The organism is Pseudoduganella umbonata, assembly GCF_014192225.1.
Classification (GTDB): Bacteria; Pseudomonadota; Gammaproteobacteria; order Burkholderiales; family Burkholderiaceae_D; genus Rugamonas; species Rugamonas umbonata.
In genome coordinates this window covers 75222-99896 of record NZ_JACHXS010000016.1, presented here as the reverse complement: position 1 = coordinate 99896, position 24675 = coordinate 75222, and the positions used below count along the sequence as shown (strand labels likewise).

The following is a 24675-nucleotide window of genomic DNA, read 5'->3' as shown; positions in this document are numbered from 1 at the left end:
GAACCATGCAACATCTGAAAGGGGGCCCTGCCCCCTTTTTTCTCTCTATGTGCACGCCCCGCTTGCGGGACGACGCGCTACTGACCCGAGCACTGGAAGCATTCCAGGCAGGCTATTACGCCGATGCGTTGCTGGCCGCCGAGTACGTTTGCCGGCGCTTGCCCCTGAAAAGTATTCCCGCCATGCTGCGCGCCAAGGTGCTGCAGACTGGCTATCCATTCATGGCCGCGCGCGCATGGCACGCGGCATGGCTTTCCGATGCCGAGAACCCCGTTCTGCAGGATGCGATGCTGCAAAGCTGGCTGCAGGATGGCGGCCGCGCCGACGTGGCCAGCCTGGGCCCGGCTTTCCTGCCCGCGCGCTGTCAGGCAGGGCGACACGCCAGCCTGCTGCCGCTATTGCGCGCGGCTGGCGTTGCCCATACCGGTGCCTGCTGGAAGGACGGCGACGCGATCGCAGGCATGGTGTTTTTGAATGTGCAGGCGGGCGCCTCCGCGCCGCGTGCAAAATTACTGTTGTCGGACGAAACCCGGCAATACCAGGTCGAGATACCAGCCGACGGCAGCCGATTCCGGCTCGCCTGTCCAAAGCCCGGCGCGGTCTGGTCTGTAACGCTTGTACAACCCGACGGGAAGCAACAATTGCTTCCGGGCTCGCCGCTGGCGTTTTACGCGCCGCCCGTCATCCAGGCACGGCAAAGCGACGACGATGGCTTTTCGTCGCGCCCGGTTTCGATCGTTATTCCGGTCTACCGTGAACTCGCGCTGGTACAGGCTTGCCTGAACAGCGTACTCGCCAGTCTGAAACAGAACCAAACGCCTGCGCGGGTGGTCGTGATCGACGATGCCAGCCCGGAGCCGGCCCTGTCGGCCTGGCTCGACAAACAGGCCACTGCCGGCCTGATTACCCTGTTGCGCAATCCGCGCAACCTGGGCTTTATTGAAACGACGAACCGCGGCATGCGCGAGTTTCCGGACCACGACGTGTTGCTGCTAAACGCCGACACGCAGGTACACGCTGACTGGATAGATCGCCTCAAACGTGCGTTGTATGCCGAACCAGACATCGCTTCGGTAACACCCTGGACGAACAACGGTGAAATCAGCAGCTTCCCTTTGATGAGCCAAGCTGCCTCTGCGCCAGACTTGCGTGAACTTGCGACACTGGACGATGCGGCTGCTCGGGTTCGCGCCATGAATGGCGGCAGCGATATCGAGCTCCCTTCGTGCTGTGGATTTACAATGTTGATCCGCCGTCCAGTGCTCGATGCTATCGGCATGCTCGATGGCACGTCGCTCATACGCGGTTACGGTGAGGAAGTGGACTGGTGCATGCGCGCCCGCGCTGCAGGCTGGCGCCACTTGCAAGCGACCGGGGTATTTGTGACCCACGCTGGTACCGTATCGTTCCGAGCCGAAAAAACGCTGCGTGTAGTGCAAAACCGCCGTGTGCTGCTCGCTCGCTTTCCGTCTTTCTATCCAGAATTTTCTGCGTTTCGCCAAAACGATCCGTTATCCACAGCGCGTGCCGCATTGCGTTTGGCCGTCGAGCGGTCGTGTGCGGCTAATTGGCTGCGTAAGGCCGATACTGCTCAGCAGCCAGCCACCTTACCTTTAGTTGTCGCAAAAAAGGCGATGCCGACAATGCTGCAGCGACTTCGATCGTCCAGTCAACGTATTGCAATTTGGAATCACGACGTCAGGAGACCAGCAGCGCATCAAGTGCTCGCTCTAGCACGCCTGGTCGCCAGCAAGCCAGATTTGCAGGTTCGGCTGCTGGTCTTTGGTGATAGTAGTGAGGCTCTCTGGCACACTGGGGTGGTGGATCTCTTACCGCGCATTGGCGATGATGCTCACCTGCTTTTAGACGATTCCCGCTTTCTACAGATTGCGGGTTGCAATGCTGTTTTAACAGATGATCCCACCGGCCTGCCATCGAAATTGCGTCCTGTATCGCTCGATGAGCGATTCGATGCGACAGCATGGTTGAAATCGTGGAGCAACACCCATTCAGGCGTGAAAGTTGCCTGATAATTTACGCTTTGGAAATGAAACCTGATTCTGCTGCTACTCGCACGCCTGGCATTGCGCCACTATCTCGCTCAGAGAATTTATCGAACGGCTCCCGCTGGCAAGGCGCAGTGGAAGGTTTGCATGGCCAACTGCTGTACGGCTGGGCGCTGGACTGCGAACGACCCGACGCACGTGTAATCGTCGAAGTCTGCCTGAATGATTCACCGTTCGGCACCATTGCGGCGGACGTCGCGCGCACTGACCTGCTGGAATCCTTTTGTATCCTGGCTAGTGACTCTGATGCCTGCCACGGCTTTGTCGCCGACATTGGTTCCCAACCTGCGAATTTGCAAGGTACGCTTTCAGTCCGAATCGCCAATACGGATGTCGCTCTTCCCGGTTCTTTTTCACTCGGCGAAAGCAAGACACCACCGGCGGCCGCCCTGAATACCGTGATCGGCGATGGCGGCCTGCGCTTGCATGGCTGGGCTGTTGATCCTGAAGATCCAAAACGCGTGCTGACAATTCGAGCATTTGTTGGAGAGCGCATGGTTGCAGAAACGCTCGCCAACGTGACGCATCCTTTCATACGGGGCTACGTGGATGGCGCTCACGGCTTCGACTTGGCTTTGCCCAACTCTCTAGCCGACGGCAAAGTCCATAACGTTCGTGTGGTGGATGACCACGGCCGCACGTTGAACGGTAGCCCGCTGACTATCAGCTGCTCTGTAAACGGCATGGCGGCGTTGCTGCCCGAGGACGCGGATCCGCTGACACTGGCCGTAGCAGACATTTACGAACGGCATCTGCCGCGCAGCCTGCCGCTGAGTGCATGGCCGGAATGGTCGACTCGCTTCGACGCGCCCCCCCCAGCTGTCATCTCAGTGCTTACTACGGCCATTCTGATCACAGACAGCGCTGCACGCAACGATCCTGCCGCACTTGATCGAACTCACGAGAGCATCCGCAAGCAGGAAGGAATGGCCGTGCAGATATTCGCAGGTGCGCCCTTCTCCGTCATGCTTGCCGACGCGCTGACTGCAGGCTGCGACGTGATCTGCTGTGTGCGTGCCGGAGATACACTGACCCCGCATGCGCTGGCCTATGCGCTAGAAGGGTTCAGCCGTCCTGAAGCCACGCTCGTCTACACGGACACTGAGCAGAATGGTCGCCCTTGGTTCAAGCCAGCTTGGAACCCGGACTATGCGCTGGCCAGCGACTATCCGATCGACTGGCTGTTGGTACGTATGGACGTCGCCAGTGCCCTGTCATCGGCGAGGGACCAAGCCGCCTTTGCCTGGTCCGCTCTCTCTGCCGCCTGGTCGAACGGTATGCACAGCATCGTACACGTGCCGCGTGTCCTATACCGCATGCTGTCGCCGCTGGAACCTGAAGAGCGTGAATGCCGCAATGCAGCTGCATGGCAAACCGTGTGCGCCCATGAGCCATCCGTCACGCTTGAGTCCCTGCCGGGAGTTCCAAGCGGCTTAACGCACGCCGCGCGCCGGCTCAGAGCGGCGCTGCCTGATTCAGCACGCGCGCTGACAGTAAGTCTTGTCATACCCACCCGCGACCGCGCGGATCTGCTTAAACGCTGTATAGATACCATCCGCCGTTTCACTTCATGGGCCAAGCTAGAGATTATCGTCATCGACAATGGTTCCACCGAAGCTGCAACCAAGTCTTATTTTGCAGAGATTATCGAATTGGGCGTCCGTGTGCTACCAATGCCAGGCCCATTTAATTATGCAGACCTGAACAACCGGGCGATTGCTCAGGCGACTGGCGACATCGTTGGCCTCGTCAATAACGACATTGAAGCGCTGCATGAAGGCTGGCTAGAAGAAATTGTGGCTCAGTTGCTACGGCCTGGTGTGGGCGCGGTAGGGGCCAAACTCTTATGGCCAAACGGCATGGTACAGCACGGCGGTGTATTGCTTGGCGTCGGCAATGTAGCTGGGCATTTCGGAAATCTCTTATCCGATGACGATTGGGGAGACCATGGCCGAAATCAACTTCCACAGCAAGTCAGCGCCTGCACAGCGGCATGCCTCTTCCTTCGCCGCCACGATTATCTGGACCTGGGCGGCATGGACGCTCATGCTTTCCCAGTCGCATTTAACGATGTCGATCTCTGCCTGAAAGTTCGAAAATCGGGGAAGTCAATCATATGGACACCCTTCGCCAAGCTTCTGCACGCTGAATCTGCGAGTCGCGGGCACGAAGACACACCGCAGAAGAAGTCTAGGGCGCGCCGAGAAGTTAACGAACTGCGTCGCAAATGGGGGGAAGTTCTCCAGAAAGATCCGTCTTATCATCCTAGCGCAAATTTGGATCCTCAAGCTCATGCTTATGGCGGGCTGGCTATCCCTCCCCGTACTCGAGAGCCACGCAAAGGGACATTGCCATGAACGAGCTCAACGACGTAAGGTCCCCCTTTCGATGTACTTACCCCTCTATACGGCTCATTCAAGCTTACATATTATGAATCGGTGGTTTTCGGAATATGAGTTTTCAACCGTATCTTCGCCTCAATTCTTAACAATCTAACGAGCCCGACTGGGATCTAAGGAAGCCTCCACAAGCACAGTAAATATTTGGTCTGTTAATTGTGCACTCCACACGGAGGTTATAGTAAAAATACTCGTCTTCCGAAATTTTACTATGCGGAAATTAATATCTTTAGCGTCGCCGTTCGAATAGCGACACCAGGCAAGCTGGAACATTATCGATGATAGATCCGCAATACCATATGCTTAGTTGAAAGACGATTAAAGAAGCCATTAAAATCAGTTCGGCTCGTTAGTCAAGTCACAATGAATAGCAATTATCAAATTATTAAGAAACTTAGATACCTATGAGTACGCCACAAGGCAAGGCAGACGCTGCCACTGCAAAGAAGAACCAAAACAAATCAATGCCGATCAAGCCAGATTTTTCAGGATCGTTTGACGACGTTGCATATGGATGTGTTGATACCATCGATCAAAACGGCGTAACCGGGTGGTATATAAGTGAGGCAGAGGACCCGCCTTTGCTCCAGATAAGCTATGGTGACTTAGTAATCGGGCATACCCGTCCGAATATGTTAAGGCAGGATATTTCAGCGGTGGCCGGGCGTCCTTCTCACAGCGGCTTTTTGTTTAGGTGGCAAGACCTCGCAACGAATATACCGCTACAGCTAACAGGTGAGGACGCGCACTTCACTGAAGTAACGGTAAAGTGTCTCAAAACCAATCGGCCGCTGCACAGTTTGAATTCCCAAGATGATATCCGAGAGCGCCTGCTCGAATGGATAAGGCCGTACTCCCAACGACACCCAACAACTGAACAGTTTAAAAATGGAGGAGGCCCCGTTCTCTGTTCCGAGAATTTAAACTCAGCTTCCCCTCCTTGTGTTGATATAAAAATTTCAGGATTGAATTCTGCAAAATTGCACGGATTGTTATCGTGGGACCAGAATAATGGGATTAATCCTTCCACCGTTCAATTGGCAATTTACGTCGATAAGATATTGATCGAAAAATTTGATGTTAACCCACGAAAAGGGGCAAGTTCGGAAGTCATTACACGGGGCTTTTCTTGGTTAGTTCCTGAGAAATTTCTTAATGGCGACGAACATATTCTAGAAATTAGAGCTACCGCATCTAGGCGTACGACCGTTTCGAGGGCCTTCAAGCTCGGCAAAGGGAATTTTGACGCTGAGCTCACCTATATGGGCGCAGGCCGCCTTGATGGTTTTTGTGCAGAGAGAACAATTGTACAAGAACGTGTGAGTGTAGAACTTCTCATTGATGGAGAAGACGTATTTCCGATTGCGGAAAGTGAAAAATCTCACACAAAAAAAGGGGCTTTTTCGTTTTATCTTCCGAATAAATATCTAGATGGTGCTCCACATACGGTTGAGTTGTTGTGCAATGGAAAATCAATATGCTCGATTTTTGCTGTTTGCGATATTAGGGGCCATATCGATGTCCTCAATGGAAACGAATTAGTAGGCTGGGCTTATGATGCCGCCAGCGAAAACCCGCTTGAACTAGTCGTAATTGTGGACGGAAGTGAACTACCTTATGTAATAGCGAGTGCATCGCGACAGGATGTCGGACGACCATCGGGCTTTCGTGTTGAGCTTTCTAGCTTAACCAAAGGAAAGTCAAGTTTCGATATAACCATAGCTCTCCGTCATGGAAAGGCGCCAATACTGCGCACTCCAAAAACTTTCTTCCGTATGGATGGGCTGATTGAAACGATACGGAAGATTATGTCTGCAGACGGAGAGACAAAATTATTCGAGAGCGAAAAATTGGCACTTTCCAAATACCTTGGGCCACGGCTCATAGACATACTTCGCCAAGAGGTAGGGCAAAGTGTATTTTTGATGAAACCAAATGATGCAATCAGTGAAAAAGTTAAAGTTATCGTGCCAGTATATGATGGCGTTGACGAAACCATTCGTTGCTTAGTTGCCCTATTCCAGTCAAAGGCAGCAAACGAAACTAAATTTGACGTGGTCCTCATTAATGACCAAGGACCTAATCCGGCAATTACACCGCTACTTGAAAAGATTTCGGAACGGAATGACGTAACGTTGCTGGTTAACGAAAGAAATATGGGGTTTGTCTTATCGGTCAACCGCGCTCTTCGGATTACAGCAGGTTATGATGTGGTTCTGTTGAATGCTGATGCTGTTGTGAACGGAAACTGGCTGGATCGTATTCGCAATATTGCATATAAGAACTCAACTATAGCGAGCGTAACTCCATTCTCAAATAATGCTACGATTTGTAGCTACCCTGATCTAGAGCTTGAGAACTCCATGCCACAGGAGATTTCTTTAAGTGAAATAGATCAGTTGTGTTCAAAGCTTAATCACGCTCAGGCTGTTGAAATTCCGAGTGGTGTTGGCTTTTGTATGTATATGAAGGCGGCCGCAATTGCAGAAGTTGGGTTGCTCGACGCGCAGAAGTTTGGCATGGGTTACGCTGAGGAGAATGACTGGTGCATTCGTGCGCGAGACCTTGGATGGAAACATATGCACGCCTGTGACACCTTTGTGGAGCATATTGGAGGAGTGTCCTTTGGAAAAGACAAAAAAAATTCGCTAGTCGAGAAGAATTTAGTTATCCTAGGCAACACTTACCCCGAGTATACGCCTGTCGTTATGGACTTTATCCAAGCCGACCCAGCAAGAATGTTTAGGAATCGCATCACAGTTGAGAGAATTCGCCGAGCCCTGAATAAATTTGCTGAAGCCCATCTGTATATATCGCACTCCTTTGGTGGCGGGATTGAGGTTTTCTGTAATAATCGCGCTAATGAGTTAGCAAACGATAACATTGCGATTCTTAAGCTCGAAAGCGTAGGTGCCGATAAAGTCCGATTACTTTATGAGGACTATACCGCCATATATCGATTGACTGAATGGGTTGGGGAACTGGTACCAGCATTAAAACAACTCTCACCGCAACGTGTCCATATTAACAGCGATATTGGCCACGGGACAAATGTATGGTCAATACATGAGATACTGCAGATTCCGTTAGATGTGACAATTCATGACTATACTGTAGTCTGCCCTCGCGTCAACTTTATGACGAGTAATCACACCTATTGTGGCGAACCCAAAGATAGCCAGACATGCAACAGTTGCATAGAGAATGAGGGGACATATGCGTATCTGAACACTCGCTGGAGAGAGTTAGGTGGCACAACTTCCCGTTGGCGTGATTTTTACAGTTCTCAGCTCAAACTAGCAGAAAATGTCTACGTTCCCGATCAAGATGTGGCTCAGCGTCTAAGTAAATATTTTCCTGACATCAAAATAACTGTTAACCCACACTCCTATATTGGTGAGATACCAAATATCACAATGCCTTCCATTTCGAAAGGCGAGGTCATGAGGGTTGCCGTAATTGGAGCTATAGGCCCGCACAAGGGTTATGATATGCTGCATGCATGCATAGCCGAAGCAAGCCAGAAAAGTCTGCCGCTACACTTTTTTGTGGCTGGCTACACATGCAATGACGACAAACTTCTAAAGTACAAAAATGTGTCGATCACAGGAAAATTTGAACAAGAAGATCTGCCAGACGTTTTGGAAGAACTCGACTGCCATGTCGCGTTGTTCTTAAGCCCTTGGCCTGAGACCTATAGTTATACTTTAACGGAAGCACTCCTCTCTGGCTTATGGCCGATTGTTTTGCCTATCGGTGCACAAGCATCACGTATTAGAGACGCGAACTACGGAACTATATTGCCGGAGAATGCGACCGCGCGTGGCGTTATCGAAACCTTATTGTCGTTGGCAACATAATTCTTTGCCGAAAAAATTTCGAAGATGGCTGGGCTATAAAGTTATAGCTCAGTCATCAATTTAGATACTTGTTGGAACGTAGCTGGGAGACCACTCACGTCGTTTAGATCTGTAGGAAGAAACCGTTCTGCAGGAAGCCATAGGATACAATCTGGCTTGAACAGTTCAATGACTCGATAGTCAAATGTATTTTCCCATATCATCAAAGTCTGCGCGAATCCACACGATAGCAATGGCAAAGCGTGGTAAGCAGATGATGTCCCAAAGACTAGGAGACGATTTTTTGCGTGCTCATTGACTACATATATTGTCTGCCCCCTCAGTCGTCCTCCCGAGGCAATCGTTTCCAAGACATTATCATGCTTGTAGTAATGTTCCGCTGAAGCTGGATGAGCGTACTCCTCCACAGTTTCGATTCGGACTGGACGAATTTTTCCACCCAAGTCTCCGCAGAATTTTGTGTTAAGAACCGGAGAGGGTAGCTTCACGTCTCCGAAAAGCTCTGGCAACTCAGATCGAATAATTTCAAATATTAATCTATATCCTGACGCGTTAGCATGTGTATCCGTCTTGGAGAATAAAATCGAAGCATTGCCGCGGAATTCATCTATAGGATATATAGCAGTACAATTAAGTCTACTCAACTGCTCCATTATCAAGTTAACCGGCCGCATCTCACTTACCGCCAGCCCTGGCAGAAATTGAGAGCATACTACATTCTTCTCTGGCAATATTAAGGATCGATAAGGAATTCCCAACTGTTTCAGTGTGGCTTCTCGCATAGCAAAAAGCAAAGCGGTGCGATGAATTTTCTCGGCTTCTATATCAACTTGAGCAGAAATGCGCAGGTTCACTTGATTGGAATCCGTATTCAGAAATAACCATTCATCCTCACCGAACGCGACCGCGCCCTCATACATCCACAATCCCTCATGTAGGAGATGTTTTTTGTCCGTCACTGCGAAGACGGAGAGATGCATATTCCTCGTGAATCCGTCTTCTTCGGTTGGATCAAAGGAGAACCCGTGATTTTCCTCTCCAACAGCATCTAGCAAGTCAATGCGACAAAAATCCGCAGTACAGCGGTAGATCGGATGTCCATTGTGCTCAATAACTATCTCAACTGCACGGCCAGGGTAATTGGGATCAAACGCCCATCCCGCAATAGTTGAGTTAAAGCGATCAATATGCCCTTTCATTGAAACTCCTAACAAATAGTGCACCATTAATAAATATAGTACGAAACCTCAAAATGCAAGAGGAAGGATTAGAAGATACCTCATAAAAAAGCTTCCCTCACACCTAGAGCGGGAGAATAAGCGAAATATATGGGTTGCCTGAAATGGCAGGAGTAACCAACACTTGAATGACCGCTTACAAAATGCACTTGATAGTAGCCTTCCAAGTGCATTTGACAATACCATTGTCATTAATTTATGTGCAAGCGAGTTCTCTTCGCAGCACAGATTCGTCTGTATGACTGGAAAACATATCGAACGATTTGCAATGCGCCTTCCACTTAATGCTCTTGAGTAACAGAAATGTGACTAACACTTACTGTATTCCTGCCCGCTCGAAGAATAAAGTTTCCACATTCGGTTTTATCGAACCCTGCTCGCGCAAATACAGTACGACAAGGGTTGTTTGATTCAGTTTCTACCAGTACTGCACTTAAATCCATGACTTTCTTCTCGCGCAGCATTTTGGCGATGTGATCGATAATTGAAAGCTCTACGTCTAACCCAAGCGTACGGCAACTCATAACAAATTGATCTATTTGCCCCTCGCGAACAAAAACAGCCCCAACGCTACCGTAATCGGAAAATTTATCGACTACGGAGAAAGCAAATATAATTCCGCCAGCAGAAAAATATTTATTATACTCATCTAATGCCCATCTTTTCCCTGTTGTATTAAACTGATTTGTTTTGTTAACAAGCTCAAATGTACGAGAAAACAGCTTATGTGATACATTTTCCACTATACTTATGCAAACCTTCAATTCTAGAGTTTGCAAAAATTCTTCCCTGGACAACTTTGCTGATATCGCTTTTCGATCAATCTTAGCTTTAAGCATATCCTCTCTGCGTAAAGATTCGGAACTTCTCCGGGCGATCTGCGTCTCCGGGGACCACATTAGTATTCTGCGAACGACAAACGGGTCTGATCCAATCGTCCGAATATCTGGAAAAGCAGCTTTGACAAAATCTCGCTCAACAGGGTTATCATCCACGAATACTACACTCTTTGGCGTGAGCGAAAACTCTTCCAATAATTCTTGTATTCCTTCAGCTTTTGGACGCCAACTGATCTTCGGACTTAAGAAATCCGAATATTTTATGAACGGTGGCTGAACAGCGTCATCCCATTTCTTTTTGACTAGCTCTTCGTCATTTTTTGATGCAATGGTAACGATTATGCCGCGGCGACGAAGTTGATGTATCGCATCCCACAATCCGAGCGGCCATCCGTCAGAATATGGTGCCTTAATTCCTGGTTGATAATGTTCAACCAACTGTCCTCGCCATAACGTGTTGTCGAGATCAAAGACGACGAGCTTGACCATATCGATCTGCATAACAGAGCGATAGATTGCGTCCATCTGTCGGAATACCGCATCGAAGAACTCGTCATTTTTATTTTCATAGGTTTCCCCCAAGTTTGGAATATCCTCGATTCGCCCCTTAACCGGTGCCGTCCAGCTAGGATAGCGTTCATGCCCGGACCAGTCGGTATAGAACAAGGCTCCGTGCGTGGAAAAAACAATCGAATCGTCTAAGAAGTATTTCTTCCCAATTGAGTTGGCTATCATATCCACGTCAGCTATATAGGCATTCCGAAGTTTACCTATCTCGCTTGCCAAATATTTATTTAAGCTTCGGACAACTTCAACGATATCATTGTCAGCCCCGAAATCAGATAAGCTAGGGGCTAATCTTCCTTGGGGGACTATAAAGTTCGCCACCAGAGTTAATAGTCCTGTCTGCCTATTATACGCTGTCGCCTTCTCAAGCATTGCATCAATATTACGCATACCCAACTCAAGCCAATCTGCCGGTGTTTCTGACTTATCATTGTCCGCTATGCGCACGACCGCGTCGGTAAGAACACTTCTCAAAGGAATTTGTATATACTGATAGTCGTACTGTTGCAATTGCTCGTCTGTTCGACTCTGTAAATCTGATGCATTATTAAATAGATCGTAATCATAGACAACATCTGGAAAGCGCTCTCGCATTTTTAAAACATAAGTCCGTGAAAGGCATGAGCCTATAACCAAAACCCGACGGAACCTTACATCACTTACCTGTAAGTCTTTTGGAAACAAAAAATCAGCAGTTCTCATATCATTTATAAAATTTCGTTAAGTTTCTAAAAATTTATTGAGCGAATTAGGCTGTTAAGAAAACTAAAACTTACTATCAGGAATTTTTTTCAGTACAAAATTCAGATAGTTATTCTTTCAACAGAACGTAATCGTACCAGAATTCAAGACAAAAAAAGATTGCTTCAAGAAAAATATTGTTACGTTGTACAAGAAATTAACTATGCTGTATCTCTAGAGGACGTTTGCAATCTATGCCGGCGATCGCGATCTGCCTCCCTACAATGGACGATTGTCGCAATCCCCCCATTAGAACCTAAAGGCTTGTCCACTTCAGTCGCTGGACTACTGGCAAAGCCCCTGTTACGGTATAAGCGATCCCGAGCCTACACAGCACGGAAATATAAGTTGTTACAGTTAGCGAAAGGATAACGTCGTAAATATTGCAGATTGACAATCCCTATGATCGCCCTACATCACCTTTGGTGTCACTAAGGCAAACAGGTAGAATAGGTTTCCGAGTTCAGATTATTTGAATAGACTAGTTGATAATCCTCCTTTGCGATGGAAAGTTCGAAGTTCAAAATTCACAGTTCAGTGACGGGTTTTCAGTTGGCAAAGTTTCACGTAACATCTGCTATTTATACCTAAAAGATCAAATGTCCGTCAATTTCCACAATTCCCTCCCCGGCGTCCCCCACGTCGAATCCCCCTTCTTCGCCCGCATCTTCGACGAATCCATCGCCCCGGAAACCCGCCGCATCGCCTTCGAACTTGCAGTAAAAGGCTACGCAGTACTCGACTTCCCCGATGCCGATTTCGACCAGATGGCAGAGTCGGTCAAGCAGGATCTGCACAGCTACTACGACTTCGACGGCTGGCGCGCAGAGGGCCACAAGGCCGGCATCAGCCTGCGCGTCCAGGATGCCTGGGCCTTTGACGAGAACGTAAAACGCATCGCCTGCAACGAGAAAATCCTCGCCCTGCTGTCGCAACTCTACGGCCGCCAGGCCTGGCCCTTCCAGACGCTGAATTTCCCGGTCGGCACCCAGCAGCACTTCCACACGGACTCGATCCATTTCAGCTCCAGCCCGGAACGCTTTATGTGCGGCGTGTGGGTGGCCATGGAAGATATCGATGAAACCAATGGCGCGCTGGTCTACTTCCCCGGCAGCCACCGTTGGCCCATCTATACGAACGAGCATATCGGCAAGTGCATCGCCGAGCTGGAAGGGACGAAATCCCAGGCGATCTACGAAGCAATGTGGCGGGATCTGGTGGAGGCGCACGAAGCAAAACCGGATTACTTCCATGCGAAGAAGGGACAGGCGCTGATCTGGGCAGCGAACCTGATGCATGGCGGCACCAAGCAACTGGACCCACAACGCACCCGCTGGTCGCAGGTGACGCACTACTTCTTCGAGGACTGCGCTTATTACACGCCGATGATGTCCGATCCGTTCTACGGCAGCATCGCGTTCCGCACGCTGAAGAACATCGTTACCGGTGAAGTGATTCCGAACCAAGTGGCCGGCCACCGGATTCCCCAGCGCTTCATCGAGGCGACGTCTCCCGATCAGTTGCAATGGAAAGACGAAGACAATTTCGATCCGGCCTTGTACCTGCTGGCCAATCCGGACGTAGCGGCTGCCGGGGTGGATCCTGCGCACCACTACCTGCAACACGGCCGCAAGGAGCGGCGCAAGCTTCGGCCGTAACGCCCAGGCCCGCGGCACGAGCGCGGGCCACCAGGCAATTCAAGCGCACTTGATCCTCCACGTTGCAGATTTGACCGGGGCACCATGCGCACGCTCAACCAGTGTATACCAGAGGCAGGCCGCTCCCGCGCGCCGAGCTGACGAAACTCCTGGCAGCGTTTCAGCTCTTATGCAATCAGCAATGGATCGAAGGACTTGACCAGTTCGTCCAGGCGCTTCATCTGGGTCAGGAAAGGCTCGAGCTGCGCCAGCGGCAGTGCGCTGGGGCCGTCGCACAATGCGGCATCCGGGTCCGGGTGCGCTTCCAGGAACAGGCCTGCCAGTCCCACCGCCATGCCGGCACGGGCCAGGTCGACCACCTGTTGCCGCCGGCCACCGGAAGCCGCGCCGCCCGGATCGCGCTGCTGCAGGGCATGCGTGACGTCGAAGATCACCGGCAGGTTACCGCTGGCCTTTTTCATGACGCCGAAGCCCAGCATGTCCACCACCAGGTTGTCGTAGCCGAACGCAGTGCCGCGGTCGCACAGGATGATGCGGTCGTTGCCCGCTTCGCGGAACTTCTCGACCACGTGGACCAGTTGGGACGGGCTCAGGAATTGTGGCTTCTTGATATTGATCACGCGACCGGTACGGGCCAGTGCCACCACCAGGTCGGTCTGCCGGGCCAGGAATGCGGGCAGTTGCAGCACATCGACCACTTCGCCAACAGGCTGGGCCTGCCACGGCTCGTGCACGTCCGTAATCACGGGCACGCCGAATTCAGCCTTCACCTTCTGGAAGATGCGCAGCCCTTCTTCCAGCCCGGGTCCGCGATACGAATGGATTGACGAACGGTTCGCCTTGTCGAAGCTCGCCTTGAAAACGTAGGGGATGTCGAGCTTGGCGCAGACACGCGTGTACGCTTCGCACGCGCGCAGTGCCAGGTCTTCCGATTCAAGCACGTTGATCCCGCCAAAAAGGACGAACGGCAGCTCGTTGCCAACGTTAATTTTTTCACCAATGGAAATCATGCAATTACTCTCTTCAATGGGTAGGAATGAACCAGGGATGATTCACTGCACTCGACGTGGCCACGGCCTGGACTTTCGGCGGCACCCGGTCCGATATGCCGGCGGCCGGCGCCGGTCCATCCCCGCATAAACTGTAGCACGCCCGAAAGGAGTGCCGCGAGCTACGCCCGAACGCCAACTTCGCGTCCGGCCGTCGCGGGGCAGCGGGATTTCTTAGGCCGGCGCCAGCAGCGCCAGCTGTTCTTCTTCCAGGAAGCACCACTCCCCTTCATTCAGGCCCAGGTCGGCCAGCTGCAATCCGCCGATGGCCGACCGGTGCAGCGTGCTGCAATGATTCCCGGCGGCAGCGAGCATCCGCTTTACCTGGTGGTACTTGCCCTGCTCCAGCACGATCTCGAGCTGGTTGTCGCCTCTCCGCTCGCATACCAGTGCCGCCAGCGGCGCCGGTTCGTCGTGCAGCTGCACGCCGGACAGCATGTGCGCCACCAGCGCCTCCGTCACGGGCTCGGCGGTCGTGGCCTGGTACACCTTCGGCACGTGGCGCTTCGGCGAGGATTGGGCATGGATGAACGGGCCGTCGTCGGAAATCAGCAGCAGGCCGGTGGTGTCGTGGTCGAGGCGGCCCACCGGCTGCACTTCGCGCCAGGTGAACTGTTCGGGCAGCAAGGTCAGCACGCCGGGATGATGGCTGGGCTTGCGCGAGCATTCATAGCCGGCCGGCTTGTACAGCGCGATATAGACGTGTTCGCGATAACGCCATTCCTCGTCGAAGACGGTCAGGACGAGGCCGTCCGTTTCAATGGCGCTCTTGTAGCTGTCGACGATGGTGCCGTTGACGGCCACTTCGCCATCTTCGATCAGTGCGCGGCAGTATTTGCGGGTGCCGAAACCCTGGGATTGGAGGATGCGATCCAGCGATAATTTGCTCATGGGCGGCATTCTACCGGATTGCAAGGCGCAAACGCTTTGCCGTTGAGGAATGTCAAGTTGCGTTTCATCGCCATGGCTACACTGAGACTCATGTAGGAATTTGCTGAACAGCAGCCAATCTTCCTACCCTATCGTTAAGAAAGTATCCGAGATCCCGATACGTTCACCTGGAGGCCGTAATGATCACTGTTGAATGCCGCTCCGCCGTTGGCCGCCATGCCGCTGCCCGGTTCGCCACCGACTTGTTGCTGACCCGTTGCCGTACCGGCGCCGAACCGGCATTGATGCCGCAAAACCACTGGTTCGCGGCAACCACGCAAGGCTTGCACGAATGGCTGCGCGAAGGCGGTTTCCAGAGCGAGATCGAGGCAGTGCGGCGTTAGGATCACCGAGACTCCGGCAAGCGCGGCAAGCGCGACCTCGGCAAACGAGGCCACGACATGGGCATCCCCAACAAGGAGGACCCCAAACGAAAACAGCGGCAGAGCCGCTGTTTTCCAGCCCCGGAAGGGACCAGTGAGGAATTTAATTCTCTCAATTCGCTGATGCGATATATAGCTCACTACGCGAGTCGGTACGGATGACACTACGGATTAAACTCGCGCAATCGAAAGTTGAGTGCTTTTAAAGATTGCGCCCTCCGTTCAATGACTACAGGACTACTATAACCTATCTGGAGTCGTTTTCAAGCTCGCGAGCGCTTTTGTTTTGCAAGCGACGACAAGCTTCCCTGTGTTCACTTGATGACCGGCACACCCGCTTCCACGGCGGCCTTTACGGCGCCGTGACCCACGGCGGCACCGAATTTCTTCAGCACCCGCTCCGGCAAGCCTTCGTGTTGCGTGTAGTCGATGATGTCCTCGGCCTTGACGACGTCGCGCGCGACGCTGTCTACACTGCCCAGCTCGTCAGCGAGGCCCATGTCGATGGCCCGTGCGCCGGTCCAGAACGAACCCGAGAAGGTTTCGGGTGTTTCGTGCAGGCGCTTGCCGCGGCCGGCGCGTACGGTTTCGATGAATTGCTGGTGGATTTCATTGAGCATGGCCTGGGCGTGCTGCTTCTGCTTGTCCGACTGCGGGCTGAACGGGTCCATGAAGCCCTTGTTGGCGCCCGCCGTGAGCAGGCGCCGCTCGACGCCCAGCTTTTCCATCGCGCCCGTGAAGCCGAAGCCGTCCATCAGCACGCCGATCGAGCCGATGATGCTGGCCTTGTTTACATAAATCCGGTCGGCCGCGGAGGCGATGTAGTAGCCGCCCGACGCGCAGATTTCATCCACCACCACGAACAGCGGTTTTTCGGGGTAGCCCTGGCGCAGGCGGCGGATCTCGTCGACGATCATGCCGGCCTGCACGGGGCTGCCGCCCGGGCTATTGATGTGCAACACCACGGCCACCGAGCCGTCGTCGGCGAAGGCCTTGTTCAGTGCGGGTATGACGACCGCCGCCGCGCCGCTGCCCTGCGCTTCGATATCGCCTTCGATCTCGATCAGCGCCGTGTGGCGGCCCACGTCGCCTTCGCCGCCGAACACGTCGACCTCGAAATAGCTGGCGATCGCAAAGAACACGAGCAACAGCAGCGCGACCTTGTAGAAGATGCTCCAGCGGCGATTGGCGCGCTGTTCCTTGATGGTGGCGAACACCAGTTTTTCGAGCACCTCGCGCTCCCATTTGATGGGCGGCGTGTCCGGGCGGGCCGGATCGGGCGTCGGCGAGGTCGGGGTGTCAGGGATTTCGTTGCTCATGACGGGGATTTCGGAGGGCGGATGTAGTCGTCCGGTTGCCAGTACAGGTTGCCGTCGCGCTCGGCCAGCGCCACCGGCCGCAGGCGGCCGCCGCGGCACGGGCCGCCGGCACATTGGCCGCTGCTGGGAATATACACGGCACCGTGCGTGGAGCACATCAGGTACAGGCCGCTGGATTCGAAGAAATCGCCTTCGCTCCAGTCCAGCTCGATCGGCACGTGCGCGCACCGGTTCAGGTAAGCATAGGCCTTGCCGCTGTACCGGATGACGAACGCCGTGGCGGCCTCGCCACCGGCCAGCACGGGGAAGCGGATGCCCTTGCCGCCGTCCGGCACCGCATCCGCGGCGCAGATCAGGATATCGGTGGTCATGGCCGGCGTGCGCGTTTCCTGGCGTGTGCGTGGATGCCCATCAGGCGTTGGCGTTCAGCCACTGATGCAGTTCCGGCACGTTCTTCGCCGAGAAGACCGGGCGGCACGCGTGCAGCTGGTCGACCGGGTGCGCGCCATACTCGACGGCGATGCCGGCCGATCCGGCGTTCTGCGCCATCATCAGGTCGTGCGTGGTGTCGCCGATCATCACGGTGCGCCGCAGGTCCTGGCCCAGCTCGCGCGTGAGTTCCTGCAGCATGGCCGGATGCGGCTTGGAAAACGTTTCGTCGGCGCAGCGCGTGGCGTGGAACGTCGACAGCAGCTTCGCCGCGTTCAGCGCGCGGTTCAGGCCCACGCGGCTCTTGCCCGTGGCCACGGCCAGGAAATAGCCCTGTTGGCTCAGTTCGGTAAGCAGTTCCGGCACGCCGTCGAACAGCGTCAGCTCGTGGTCCTTGGTCAGGTAGTGATACCGGTAGCGCTCGACCATGCGCGGATAGTATTTCGGGTCCACGTCCGGCCCCAGCACCTTCTGCATGGCTTCCGACAGGCCCAGGCCGATCACGTGCGACGCCGCCTCGCGCGAGGGAATCGGCAGGCCCAGGTCCCTGGCCGCGGACTGGATGCTTTTCACGATGGTGGCGGTGCTGTCCATCAGCGTGCCATCCCAGTCGAAGACGATCAGGTCAAATTGCTTTCTTGCCATGTGCTCCGGCCGAGGCCGGCTCCATTCTTGTTGCCCACTTTATTGCAGAGCAGAGTTATCAGGTTGGCCCAAGCTTACCAAGAATTTTTCGCATTCGGGGGCGAGCGGCGCGTTCAACGTGATGATTTTCCCGCTCTCGGGATGCCGGAACGTGATCTGGTGCGCGTGCAGGAACATGCGCTTCAACGGCACCGGGCGCTTCTGCAGCGCCTTGTTCTGCGCGAAGTCGCCGTATTTGTCGTCGCCGGCGATGGGGAAACCGGTCGATTGCAGGTGCACGCGGATCTGGTGCGTGCGGCCGGTTTTCAGCTCCGCCTCGAGCAGCGCGAATTCCCGGTACTTGCGCAGCAGCGTGAACACCGTGTGCGAAGGCATGCCGGTTTCCATGACGGCCACGCGGCGCTCGCCGTCGCCGGTCGTGTACTTGTGCAGCGGCGCCTTGACGTGCTGGCGCTTGTTCTTCCAGTCGCCGGTGGCCAACGCCAGGTAGCGCTTGTCCGTTTCGCCGTCGCGCATCTGCTCGTGCAGGTTGGTCAACGCAGAGCGTTTTTTCGCCAGCAGCAGCAGGCCGGACGTTTCACGGTCCAGCCGGTGCACCAGTTCCAGGAATTTCGCGTCCGGCCGGGAGGCGCGCAGCTGCTCGATCACGCCGAACGAGACGCCGGAGCCGCCGTGCACGGCCACGCCGGCCGGCTTGTCGATGACGAGCAGGTGGGCATCTTCGTAAATGACGGGGAATTCCGCCGCCGGCACGACATTGTCCGGCTTCTCCGCGATGCGCACCGGGGGGATGCGCACCACGTCGCCCGCCACCAGGCGGTACAGCTGGTCGATCCTGCCCTTGTTCACCCGCACTTCGCCGGAGCGCAGGATGCGGTAGACATGACTCTTCGGTACGCCTTTGCAAATACGCAACAAGTAGTTATCGATACGTTGTCCGGCCTCTTCTTCGCCGATCGTCACGAATTGTGCTTGTGGCAGGACTGTTTGGGGGGAAGACTGCGCGGCTTCTGGCCGGGCCTTTTGGGTTGTCTTCCCAGAAAATCTCTCTAAGTCCTTCATTTTGAATATATAATCAATTCGCCGTAGCAATGCTGCACTTGTATAAGTGTTTGCCCTGCTGTTGCTGTGTGTAAGAAGAAAACCACGATTTTACACAGGGGCGCATCCGCTGGCCTCGCTTAAATGCGCATTCAGCGGAAATAAACGTATACGCACATACGGGCACGGATCAGGGTGGCAACCAATGTTGTCATCGGGTTGGGTGAACGGATGTTGGAATTAGATTGGCTGGATCGTTAGGATAACTCCGGCAAGCAAGCCCAGAGTCGTTGCTTGCCGGTTGATGAAGCTGATAACGCTTGCCGTTTTCGCCCGGCACCACACAAGATGCCAGGCTCGACCAATTGCGCACGCCCGCATTCTCCGCGGCCCACTTCATGGGCTGGACAGGATGAGTTGCAGGTGGTGCGAACTCGGCATGACGATCAGCTTCATGCGCCCACTGTGGCAGCTGCGCCTGCGCGCTGCCGCACGACGAGGCATTTCCCCGCAGCCTCCTTAATTCCGCGTATATCCTCGTACGATTGCCGCCCGGGCTCCCGAGCTTGAGCGGCGCATTTGGCCGAAGGGTCGCGGAGTCAAATAAAAAATGAAACGCATGTTGTTCAACGCTACGCAGCAGGAAGAGCTGCGCGTAGCCATTGTCGATGGTCAGAAACTGATCGACATCGACATCGAAACCGCCGGACGCGAACAGCGCAAGTCCAATATCTACAAAGGCGTCATCACCCGTATCGAACCGTCGCTGGAAGCGTGCTTCGTCAGCTACGGCGAAGATCGCCACGGTTTCCTGCCGTTCAAGGAAGTAGCGCGCAGCTATTTCCGTGAAGGCATCGACGTGCGCAATGCCACCATCAAGGATGCGCTGCGCGAAGGCCAGGAAATCGTCGTCCAGGTGGAAAAGGAAGAGCGCGGCAACAAGGGCGCGGCGCTGACGTCGTTCATTTCGCTGGCCGGCCGCTACCTGGTGCTGATGCCGAACAACCCGCGCGGCGGTGGCGTTTCCCGGCGCGTCGAAGGCGAAGAGCGCCAGGAACTGCGCGAAACGATGGACAAGCTGGACCTGCCGCAGGGCATGTCCGTGATCGCCCGCACTGCCGGCATCGGCCGCAACGTCGATGAACTGCAGTGGGACTTGAATTACCTGATGCAACTGTGGCGCGCCATCGAAGGCGCGTCGAAATCGGCCTCCGGCGCCTTCCTGATCTACCAGGAATCGTCGCTCGTGATCCGCGCGATCCGCGATTATTACCAGCCCGATATCGGCGAGATCCTGATCGATACCGACGAGATCTACGAACAGGCCCACCAGTTCATGAGCCACGTGATGCCCGACATGGTGCATCGCGTAAAGCGCTACAGCGACGACGTGCCGCTGTTCTCGCGCTTCCAGATCGAACACCAGATCGAAACGGCCTACAGCCGCACGGTACCGCTGCCTTCCGGCGGCGCCATCGTGATCGACCACACCGAAGCACTGGTGTCCGTCGACGTCAACTCGGCCCGCGCCACCCGCGGCTCCGACATCGAGACCACCGCCTTCAACACCAACTGCGAAGCGGCCGAGGAAGTGGCCCGCCAGTTGCGCCTGCGCGACCTGGGCGGCCTGATCGTGATCGACTTCATCGACATGGAAGTGGCGAAGAACCAGCGCGAAGTGGAACAGCGCCTGAAGGACGCGCTGCACCATGACCGCGCGCGCGTTCAGATGGGCAAGATTTCCCGCTTCGGCCTGATGGAACTGTCGCGCCAGCGCCTGCGCCCTTCGCTGTCCGAAGGTTCGCACGTGACGTGCCCGCGCTGCTCCGGCACCGGCCACATCCGCGATACCGAATCGTCCGCCCTGCAGGTGCTGCGCATCATCCAGGAAGAGGCGATGAAGGAAAACAGCGCCGCGATCCACGTGCAGGTGCCGGTCGACGTGGCCGCCTTCCTGCTGAACGAAAAGCGCGGCGAAGTGCTCAAGATCGAGAATCGCCACCGCATCACCGTGATCCTGGTGCCGAACAAGCACCTCGACACGCCGCATTACAAGCTCGAGCGCATCAAGCACGACGATCCGCGCCTGGAAGAAGCCCCGGCCAGCTATTCGATGGCCGAGCAGGCGGAAACCGACATGGGCTTTGCCAAGCGCCAGAAGGAAGAGCAGAAGCCGCGCCAGGAAGCCGTCGTGAAGACGATCACGCCAAGCCAGCCGGCCCCGATCGTCGACCGTACGCCGGCCCCGGCGCCGGTCCAGCCGGCGGCCCCCGCACCGGTTGCGGCACAGGCGCCGGCCGAAAAAGGCTTCTTTGCCAAGCTGGTGTCGTTCTTTACCGGCAAGACCGAGGAACCGGCAGCGCCGGCCGCCCCGGCCATCGTGACGAAACCGGCGGTTGCGCCGGTCGAGCGCGCCGACAAGAACGGCCGTGGCCCGCGCGCCCGCAACCCGCGCGGTCCGAAGGAACGCGAACCGGGTGCCCGCGACGAGGCAGCAAAGCCGGCACAGGAAGCCCGCCCGGCCCGCCCGCCGCGCCCGCCACGCGAGCCGCGTGAGAAGCTGGAAAAATTCGCCGACAAGGCGGTCGAGAAAGTGGAAGGCGTCGAAGGCGTCGTGGTGCCGCGCACCGAGCGTGCCGAGCGCCCGGAACGTGGCGAGCGCCCGCAGCGTGAACCGCGCGAAGCCCGTCCGCCGCGCGAACCGCGCGAGCAGCGTGAACCGAAAGCCCAGCCAGCCGAAGCCAAGGCCGATGAACTGGCACTGGCCGCGACCGGTGTTGGCCCGGTCGGCACCGGCACCGGCACTGGTACCGCCGTCGGCGTGCCGGCTGCCGCGCCGCTGGCCGCGCAGGCAGGCGAAGCGCCGAGCCTGGTGAAATCCACCGGCAACATCGGACCGGAAGGCGAGGAACTGGATGGCGAAGGCGGCGACGAGCCGCGCCGCCGCCGCCGTCGTGGCGGTCGCAACCGCAATCGCCGCGAGCGTGAAGGCGCCGAAGGCGAAGGCATCGAGTCCGCCGACGAGTTCAGCACCGGCACGGTCGAAGGCGATACCGTCAAGATTGTTACCGCGACCGTGGTGACCGAGCAGGTTCACGTTTCCATCCGTGAAGAAGCGGTAGCGCCGGCCGACACTGCCCAGGCTGCAGCTCCGGCCGAGCCGGTGGCCGCCGCCGCCTCGGAAGCGGTGCGCGACGCGGCTCCGGCTGCCGAAGCGCAACCGCAACCGGTGGCATCCGCACCGGTCGCCGAGCCTGCCGAAGCGGAAATCGTCCAGGCGCCGGCTGCGGAAGCCCTGCCGCCGGTAACGGCCGATGCCGCACCGGTAGCGATCGAACCTGCCGAAGCGGAAGTGGTGCAAGCCCCGGCCGCCGAGCCGCTGCCCGTGGCAGCGCAGGCAGCCGCGGAAACGCCAGCGGAAATGCCAGCTGCGGCGGTCGCCATCGAGCCGGCCGAAGCGGAAGTGGTGCAGGCGCCTGCGGCCGAACCGCTGCCCGTGGCCGTGGAAGCTGCCGTGGAACCGAAAGCCGCCGAGCCTGCCGAAGCGGAAGTCGTCGATGCGCCGGCCGCCGAACCGCTGCCGACCGCCACGACCGCGACGGCACCTGCCGCCGCCGCCGTGACGCCGGTGACCGAAGCGGGCGTGGCGATTCCTGCTGCTGCCGAGATCGCCACGGCGGAAGCCGTGGCCGCCGAAAAGGTGGCCACGCAGCCGGTGCCTGTCACGACGGCCGCCGAGCTGCCTGCCGCACAAGCTCCTGCTCCTGCTCCTGCTCCTGCTCCTGCTCCCGCTGCTGCTCCGGCACAGCCTGCCGCAGCGCCGGCGGATCTGCAAACGATCCTGGCAGCGGCCGGCCTGCAGATGGCTGCCACGGATCCGGCCAAGCTGCGCGCCGCCCAGGAAGCGGCCGCGCAGCAAGAGGCGCCGGTGCGGGCACGCCGCACCCGCAAGCCGGCACCGGTGGTGGCGGACGAGCCGCTGGTGCAGGTAGACACCCGACGCTGATAGCGATCCACTGAAAAGGGAAGCCGCGGCTTCCCTTTTTTTTCGCCCCATGCTTTTCGCCCCATGCTTTTCGCCCCATGACCACACCACCCTCCCTGTCGACCGCATTGCGCTACTGGCTGAAGCTGGGCTTCATCAGCTTTGGCGGCCCGGCCGGCCAGATCGCGCTGATGCATGCCGAGCTCGTGGAGCGGCGCCGCTGGATTTCCGAGCAGCGCTTCCTGCACGCGCTGAACTACTGCATGCTGTTGCCGGGGCCGGAAGCAACCCAGCTGGCCGTCTACATCGGCTGGCTGCTGCACCGGGCCCGCGGCGGCATCCTGGCCGGCGCATTGTTCGTGCTGCCTTCGCTGCTGATCCTGATCGGGCTGGCATGGATCTACCTGGCCTTCGGCGATGTGCCGGCCATTGCGGCGGTGCTGTATGGCATCAAGCCAGCCGTCGTGGCGCTGGTGCTGGCCGCGACGTGGCGCATCGGCCGGCGCACGCTGAAGAACGGCTTGCTGGCGGGCCTGGCAGGCACGGCCTTCGTTGCCATCGTGCTGGGTGTGCCCTTCCCCGCCGTCGTGCTGGCTGCGGCCCTGCTTGGCCTGCTCGGCGGGCGGCTGCGGCCGGCGGCGTTCGCGCCGGGCTCGCCCGGCCACGGCAGCGCATCGGCTAGCCATGGGCCCGCCGTGATCGACGACGACACGCCGACGCCACCCCATGCCCGCTTCGGGTGGCGCAAGTTGCTGGCCACGTCCGCCGCCGGCATCGGCCTGATGGCTGCCAGCTGGGCCGCGGTGGCGGCGCTGACGGGCCTGTACAATCCGCTCGCGCAGATGGGCTGGTTCTTTACCAAGGCGGCGCTGCTGACATTCGGCGGCGCCTACGCGGTATTGCCTTATGTCTACCAGGGTGGTGTGGAAACCCATGGCTGGCTGACGCCGGCCCAGATGATCGATGGCCTGGCGCTGGGCGAAACCACGCCGGGACCGCTGATCATGGTGAACGCGTTCGTCGGCTTCGTGGGCGGCTGGACGCACCAGGTGCTGGGCAACCCGGCCGCTTCCGGCGTGGCCGGCGCGCTGGTGGCGGCCTGGTTTACGTTCGTGCCGTCGTTCATCTTCATCCTGGCCGGCGGGCCGCTGGTGGAAGCCACGCGGGGCAATATCCGCATGACCGCGCCGCTGACGGCGATCTCGGCGGCCGTGGTGGGCGTCATCGCCAGCCTGGCCGTGTTCTTCGGCGAGCATGTCTTTTTCGCCGGCGCGCGGCCGGACTGGGCGGCAATGGCGATCGCCGCCGCCGCCGCGTGGGCGTTGCTGCGCTGGCAAACCGGCCCCGTCAAGTTGCTCGCGGCCTGTGCGATGGCTGGCCTCGTGCTACATTACGCCAAAGGAATCAACGCCTTAATGCCAATTAATTAAGCCTGCGCAATGATGCAGCAATACGTCAGCCCAATCAGCCAGCCCAATCAGTCAGCCCGATCATTCAGCCCAATCAGCCAGCCAAACAGTGCCGCC

General features: G+C 56.6%; 15 protein-coding genes. 7 read left to right on the top strand and 8 right to left on the bottom strand.

Translation table 11 applies throughout. From position 1 onward, the window contains the following. Nucleotides 1-5: 5 nt before the first annotated feature. The 3 genes from FHS02_RS29480 to FHS02_RS29470 all read left to right on the top strand — a co-directional run bounded on the left by FHS02_RS29480 (nt 6) and on the right by FHS02_RS29470 (nt 8325). The gene (locus FHS02_RS29480; RefSeq protein ID WP_137314305.1) at nt 6-2030 is read left to right on the top strand and encodes a glycosyltransferase; all 2025 of its coding nucleotides are present in this window, start codon (nt 6-8) and stop codon (nt 2028-2030) included. Then, nucleotides 1982-4423: a glycosyltransferase family 2 protein gene (locus tag FHS02_RS29475; RefSeq protein WP_137314306.1), complete on the top strand. Its 2442-nt coding sequence runs from the start codon at nt 1982-1984 to the stop codon at nt 4421-4423. The genes FHS02_RS29480 and FHS02_RS29475 overlap by 49 nt, the downstream gene beginning before the upstream one ends. 446 nt (nt 4424-4869) lie before the next feature. Continuing rightward, nucleotides 4870-8325, top strand: coding sequence for a glycosyltransferase (locus FHS02_RS29470; protein WP_137314307.1), 3456 nt, complete (start codon nt 4870-4872; stop codon nt 8323-8325). Between the two features lie 41 nt (nt 8326-8366). Here FHS02_RS29470 and FHS02_RS29465 read toward each other — a convergent pair whose 3' ends face one another. After that, nucleotides 8367-9524 carry an alginate O-acetyltransferase AlgX-related protein gene (locus FHS02_RS29465; protein WP_137314308.1) on the bottom strand — a complete coding sequence of 386 codons (1158 nt, stop codon included), beginning with the start codon at nt 9522-9524 and terminating at the stop codon, nt 8367-8369. Between the two features lie 320 nt (nt 9525-9844). Continuing rightward, the gene (locus tag FHS02_RS29460; protein WP_137314309.1) at nt 9845-11671 is read right to left on the bottom strand and encodes an HAD-IIIC family phosphatase; all 1827 of its coding nucleotides are present in this window, start codon (nt 11669-11671) and stop codon (nt 9845-9847) included. A 638-nt stretch (nt 11672-12309) separates the two neighbouring features. Between FHS02_RS29460 and FHS02_RS29455 the strand changes: the two genes are divergently transcribed. Next, on the top strand, nt 12310-13368 hold the full coding sequence (locus FHS02_RS29455; RefSeq protein ID WP_137314310.1) for a phytanoyl-CoA dioxygenase family protein: 1059 nt from the start codon (nt 12310-12312) through the stop codon (nt 13366-13368). A 167-nt stretch (nt 13369-13535) separates the two neighbouring features. On the opposite strand, the gene kdsA is transcribed toward FHS02_RS29455, so the two are convergent. After that, entirely contained in the window at nt 13536-14378 is an 843-nt protein-coding gene (kdsA, locus tag FHS02_RS29450; RefSeq protein ID WP_137314311.1) for a 3-deoxy-8-phosphooctulonate synthase, read from the bottom strand. 213 nt (nt 14379-14591) lie between these two features. After that, nucleotides 14592-15308 carry a pseudouridine synthase gene (locus FHS02_RS29445; RefSeq protein WP_137314312.1) on the bottom strand — a complete coding sequence of 239 codons (717 nt, stop codon included), beginning with the start codon at nt 15306-15308 and terminating at the stop codon, nt 14592-14594. A 179-nt stretch (nt 15309-15487) separates the two neighbouring features. Between FHS02_RS29445 and FHS02_RS29440 the strand changes: the two genes are divergently transcribed. Then, nucleotides 15488-15691, top strand: a complete 204-nt coding sequence (locus FHS02_RS29440) for a hypothetical protein (RefSeq protein ID WP_137314313.1) — start codon at nt 15488-15490, stop codon at nt 15689-15691. A gap of 353 nt (nt 15692-16044) precedes the next feature. Here the strand turns inward: FHS02_RS29440 and FHS02_RS29435 are convergent, their stop codons facing one another. Genes FHS02_RS29435 through FHS02_RS29420 form a run of 4 tightly spaced genes read right to left on the bottom strand, consistent with a single transcriptional unit; the run spans nt 16045 to nt 19185 of the window. Further along, nucleotides 16045-17049, bottom strand: coding sequence for a S49 family peptidase (locus FHS02_RS29435; RefSeq protein ID WP_137314314.1), 1005 nt, complete (start codon nt 17047-17049; stop codon nt 16045-16047). Then, nucleotides 17046-17420, bottom strand: a complete 375-nt coding sequence (locus FHS02_RS29430; protein ID WP_137314315.1) for a Rieske (2Fe-2S) protein — start codon at nt 17418-17420, stop codon at nt 17046-17048. The genes FHS02_RS29435 and FHS02_RS29430 overlap by 4 nt, the downstream gene beginning before the upstream one ends. Nucleotides 17421-17460: 40 nt before the next feature. Next, nucleotides 17461-18123, bottom strand: coding sequence for an HAD-IIIA family hydrolase (locus tag FHS02_RS29425; RefSeq protein ID WP_137314316.1), 663 nt, complete (start codon nt 18121-18123; stop codon nt 17461-17463). 39 nt (nt 18124-18162) lie between these two features. Continuing rightward, nucleotides 18163-19185 (bottom strand): RluA family pseudouridine synthase, encoded by a 1023-nt coding sequence (locus tag FHS02_RS29420; RefSeq protein WP_137317462.1) that lies wholly within the window; start codon nt 19183-19185, stop codon nt 18163-18165. Nucleotides 19186-19774: 589 nt separating this feature from the next. On the opposite strand from FHS02_RS29420, the gene FHS02_RS29415 reads away from it, so the two are divergent. After that, the gene (locus FHS02_RS29415) at nt 19775-23170 is read left to right on the top strand and encodes an Rne/Rng family ribonuclease (RefSeq protein ID WP_137314317.1); all 3396 of its coding nucleotides are present in this window, start codon (nt 19775-19777) and stop codon (nt 23168-23170) included. Between the two features lie 77 nt (nt 23171-23247). After that, the gene (gene chrA / locus FHS02_RS29410; protein ID WP_137314318.1) at nt 23248-24579 is read left to right on the top strand and encodes a chromate efflux transporter; all 1332 of its coding nucleotides are present in this window, start codon (nt 23248-23250) and stop codon (nt 24577-24579) included. Nucleotides 24580-24675 lie beyond the last annotated feature (96 nt).

Bases quoted from the DNA above. Each gene is read 5' to 3' on its own strand.
- FHS02_RS29480 (WP_137314305.1), top strand. From the start codon at position 6: ATGCAACATCTGAAAGGGGGCCCTGCCCCCTTTTTTCTCTCTATGTGC.
- FHS02_RS29475 (WP_137314306.1), top strand. From the start codon at position 1,982: ATGGTTGAAATCGTGGAGCAACACCCATTCAGGCGTGAAAGTTGCCTG.
- FHS02_RS29470 (WP_137314307.1), top strand. From the start codon at position 4,870: ATGAGTACGCCACAAGGCAAGGCAGACGCTGCCACTGCAAAGAAGAAC.
- FHS02_RS29465 (WP_137314308.1), bottom strand. From the start codon at position 9,524: ATGAAAGGGCATATTGATCGCTTTAACTCAACTATTGCGGGATGGGCG.
- FHS02_RS29460 (WP_137314309.1), bottom strand. From the start codon at position 11,671: ATGAGAACTGCTGATTTTTTGTTTCCAAAAGACTTACAGGTAAGTGAT.
- FHS02_RS29455 (WP_137314310.1), top strand. From the start codon at position 12,310: ATGTCCGTCAATTTCCACAATTCCCTCCCCGGCGTCCCCCACGTCGAA.
- kdsA (WP_137314311.1), bottom strand. From the start codon at position 14,378: ATGATTTCCATTGGTGAAAAAATTAACGTTGGCAACGAGCTGCCGTTC.
- FHS02_RS29445 (WP_137314312.1), bottom strand. From the start codon at position 15,308: ATGAGCAAATTATCGCTGGATCGCATCCTCCAATCCCAGGGTTTCGGC.
- FHS02_RS29440 (WP_137314313.1), top strand. From the start codon at position 15,488: ATGATCACTGTTGAATGCCGCTCCGCCGTTGGCCGCCATGCCGCTGCC.
- FHS02_RS29435 (WP_137314314.1), bottom strand. From the start codon at position 17,049: ATGAGCAACGAAATCCCTGACACCCCGACCTCGCCGACGCCCGATCCG.
- FHS02_RS29430 (WP_137314315.1), bottom strand. From the start codon at position 17,420: ATGACCACCGATATCCTGATCTGCGCCGCGGATGCGGTGCCGGACGGC.
- FHS02_RS29425 (WP_137314316.1), bottom strand. From the start codon at position 18,123: ATGGCAAGAAAGCAATTTGACCTGATCGTCTTCGACTGGGATGGCACG.
- FHS02_RS29420 (WP_137317462.1), bottom strand. From the start codon at position 19,185: ATGAAGGACTTAGAGAGATTTTCTGGGAAGACAACCCAAAAGGCCCGG.
- FHS02_RS29415 (WP_137314317.1), top strand. From the start codon at position 19,775: ATGAAACGCATGTTGTTCAACGCTACGCAGCAGGAAGAGCTGCGCGTA.
- chrA (WP_137314318.1), top strand. From the start codon at position 23,248: ATGACCACACCACCCTCCCTGTCGACCGCATTGCGCTACTGGCTGAAG.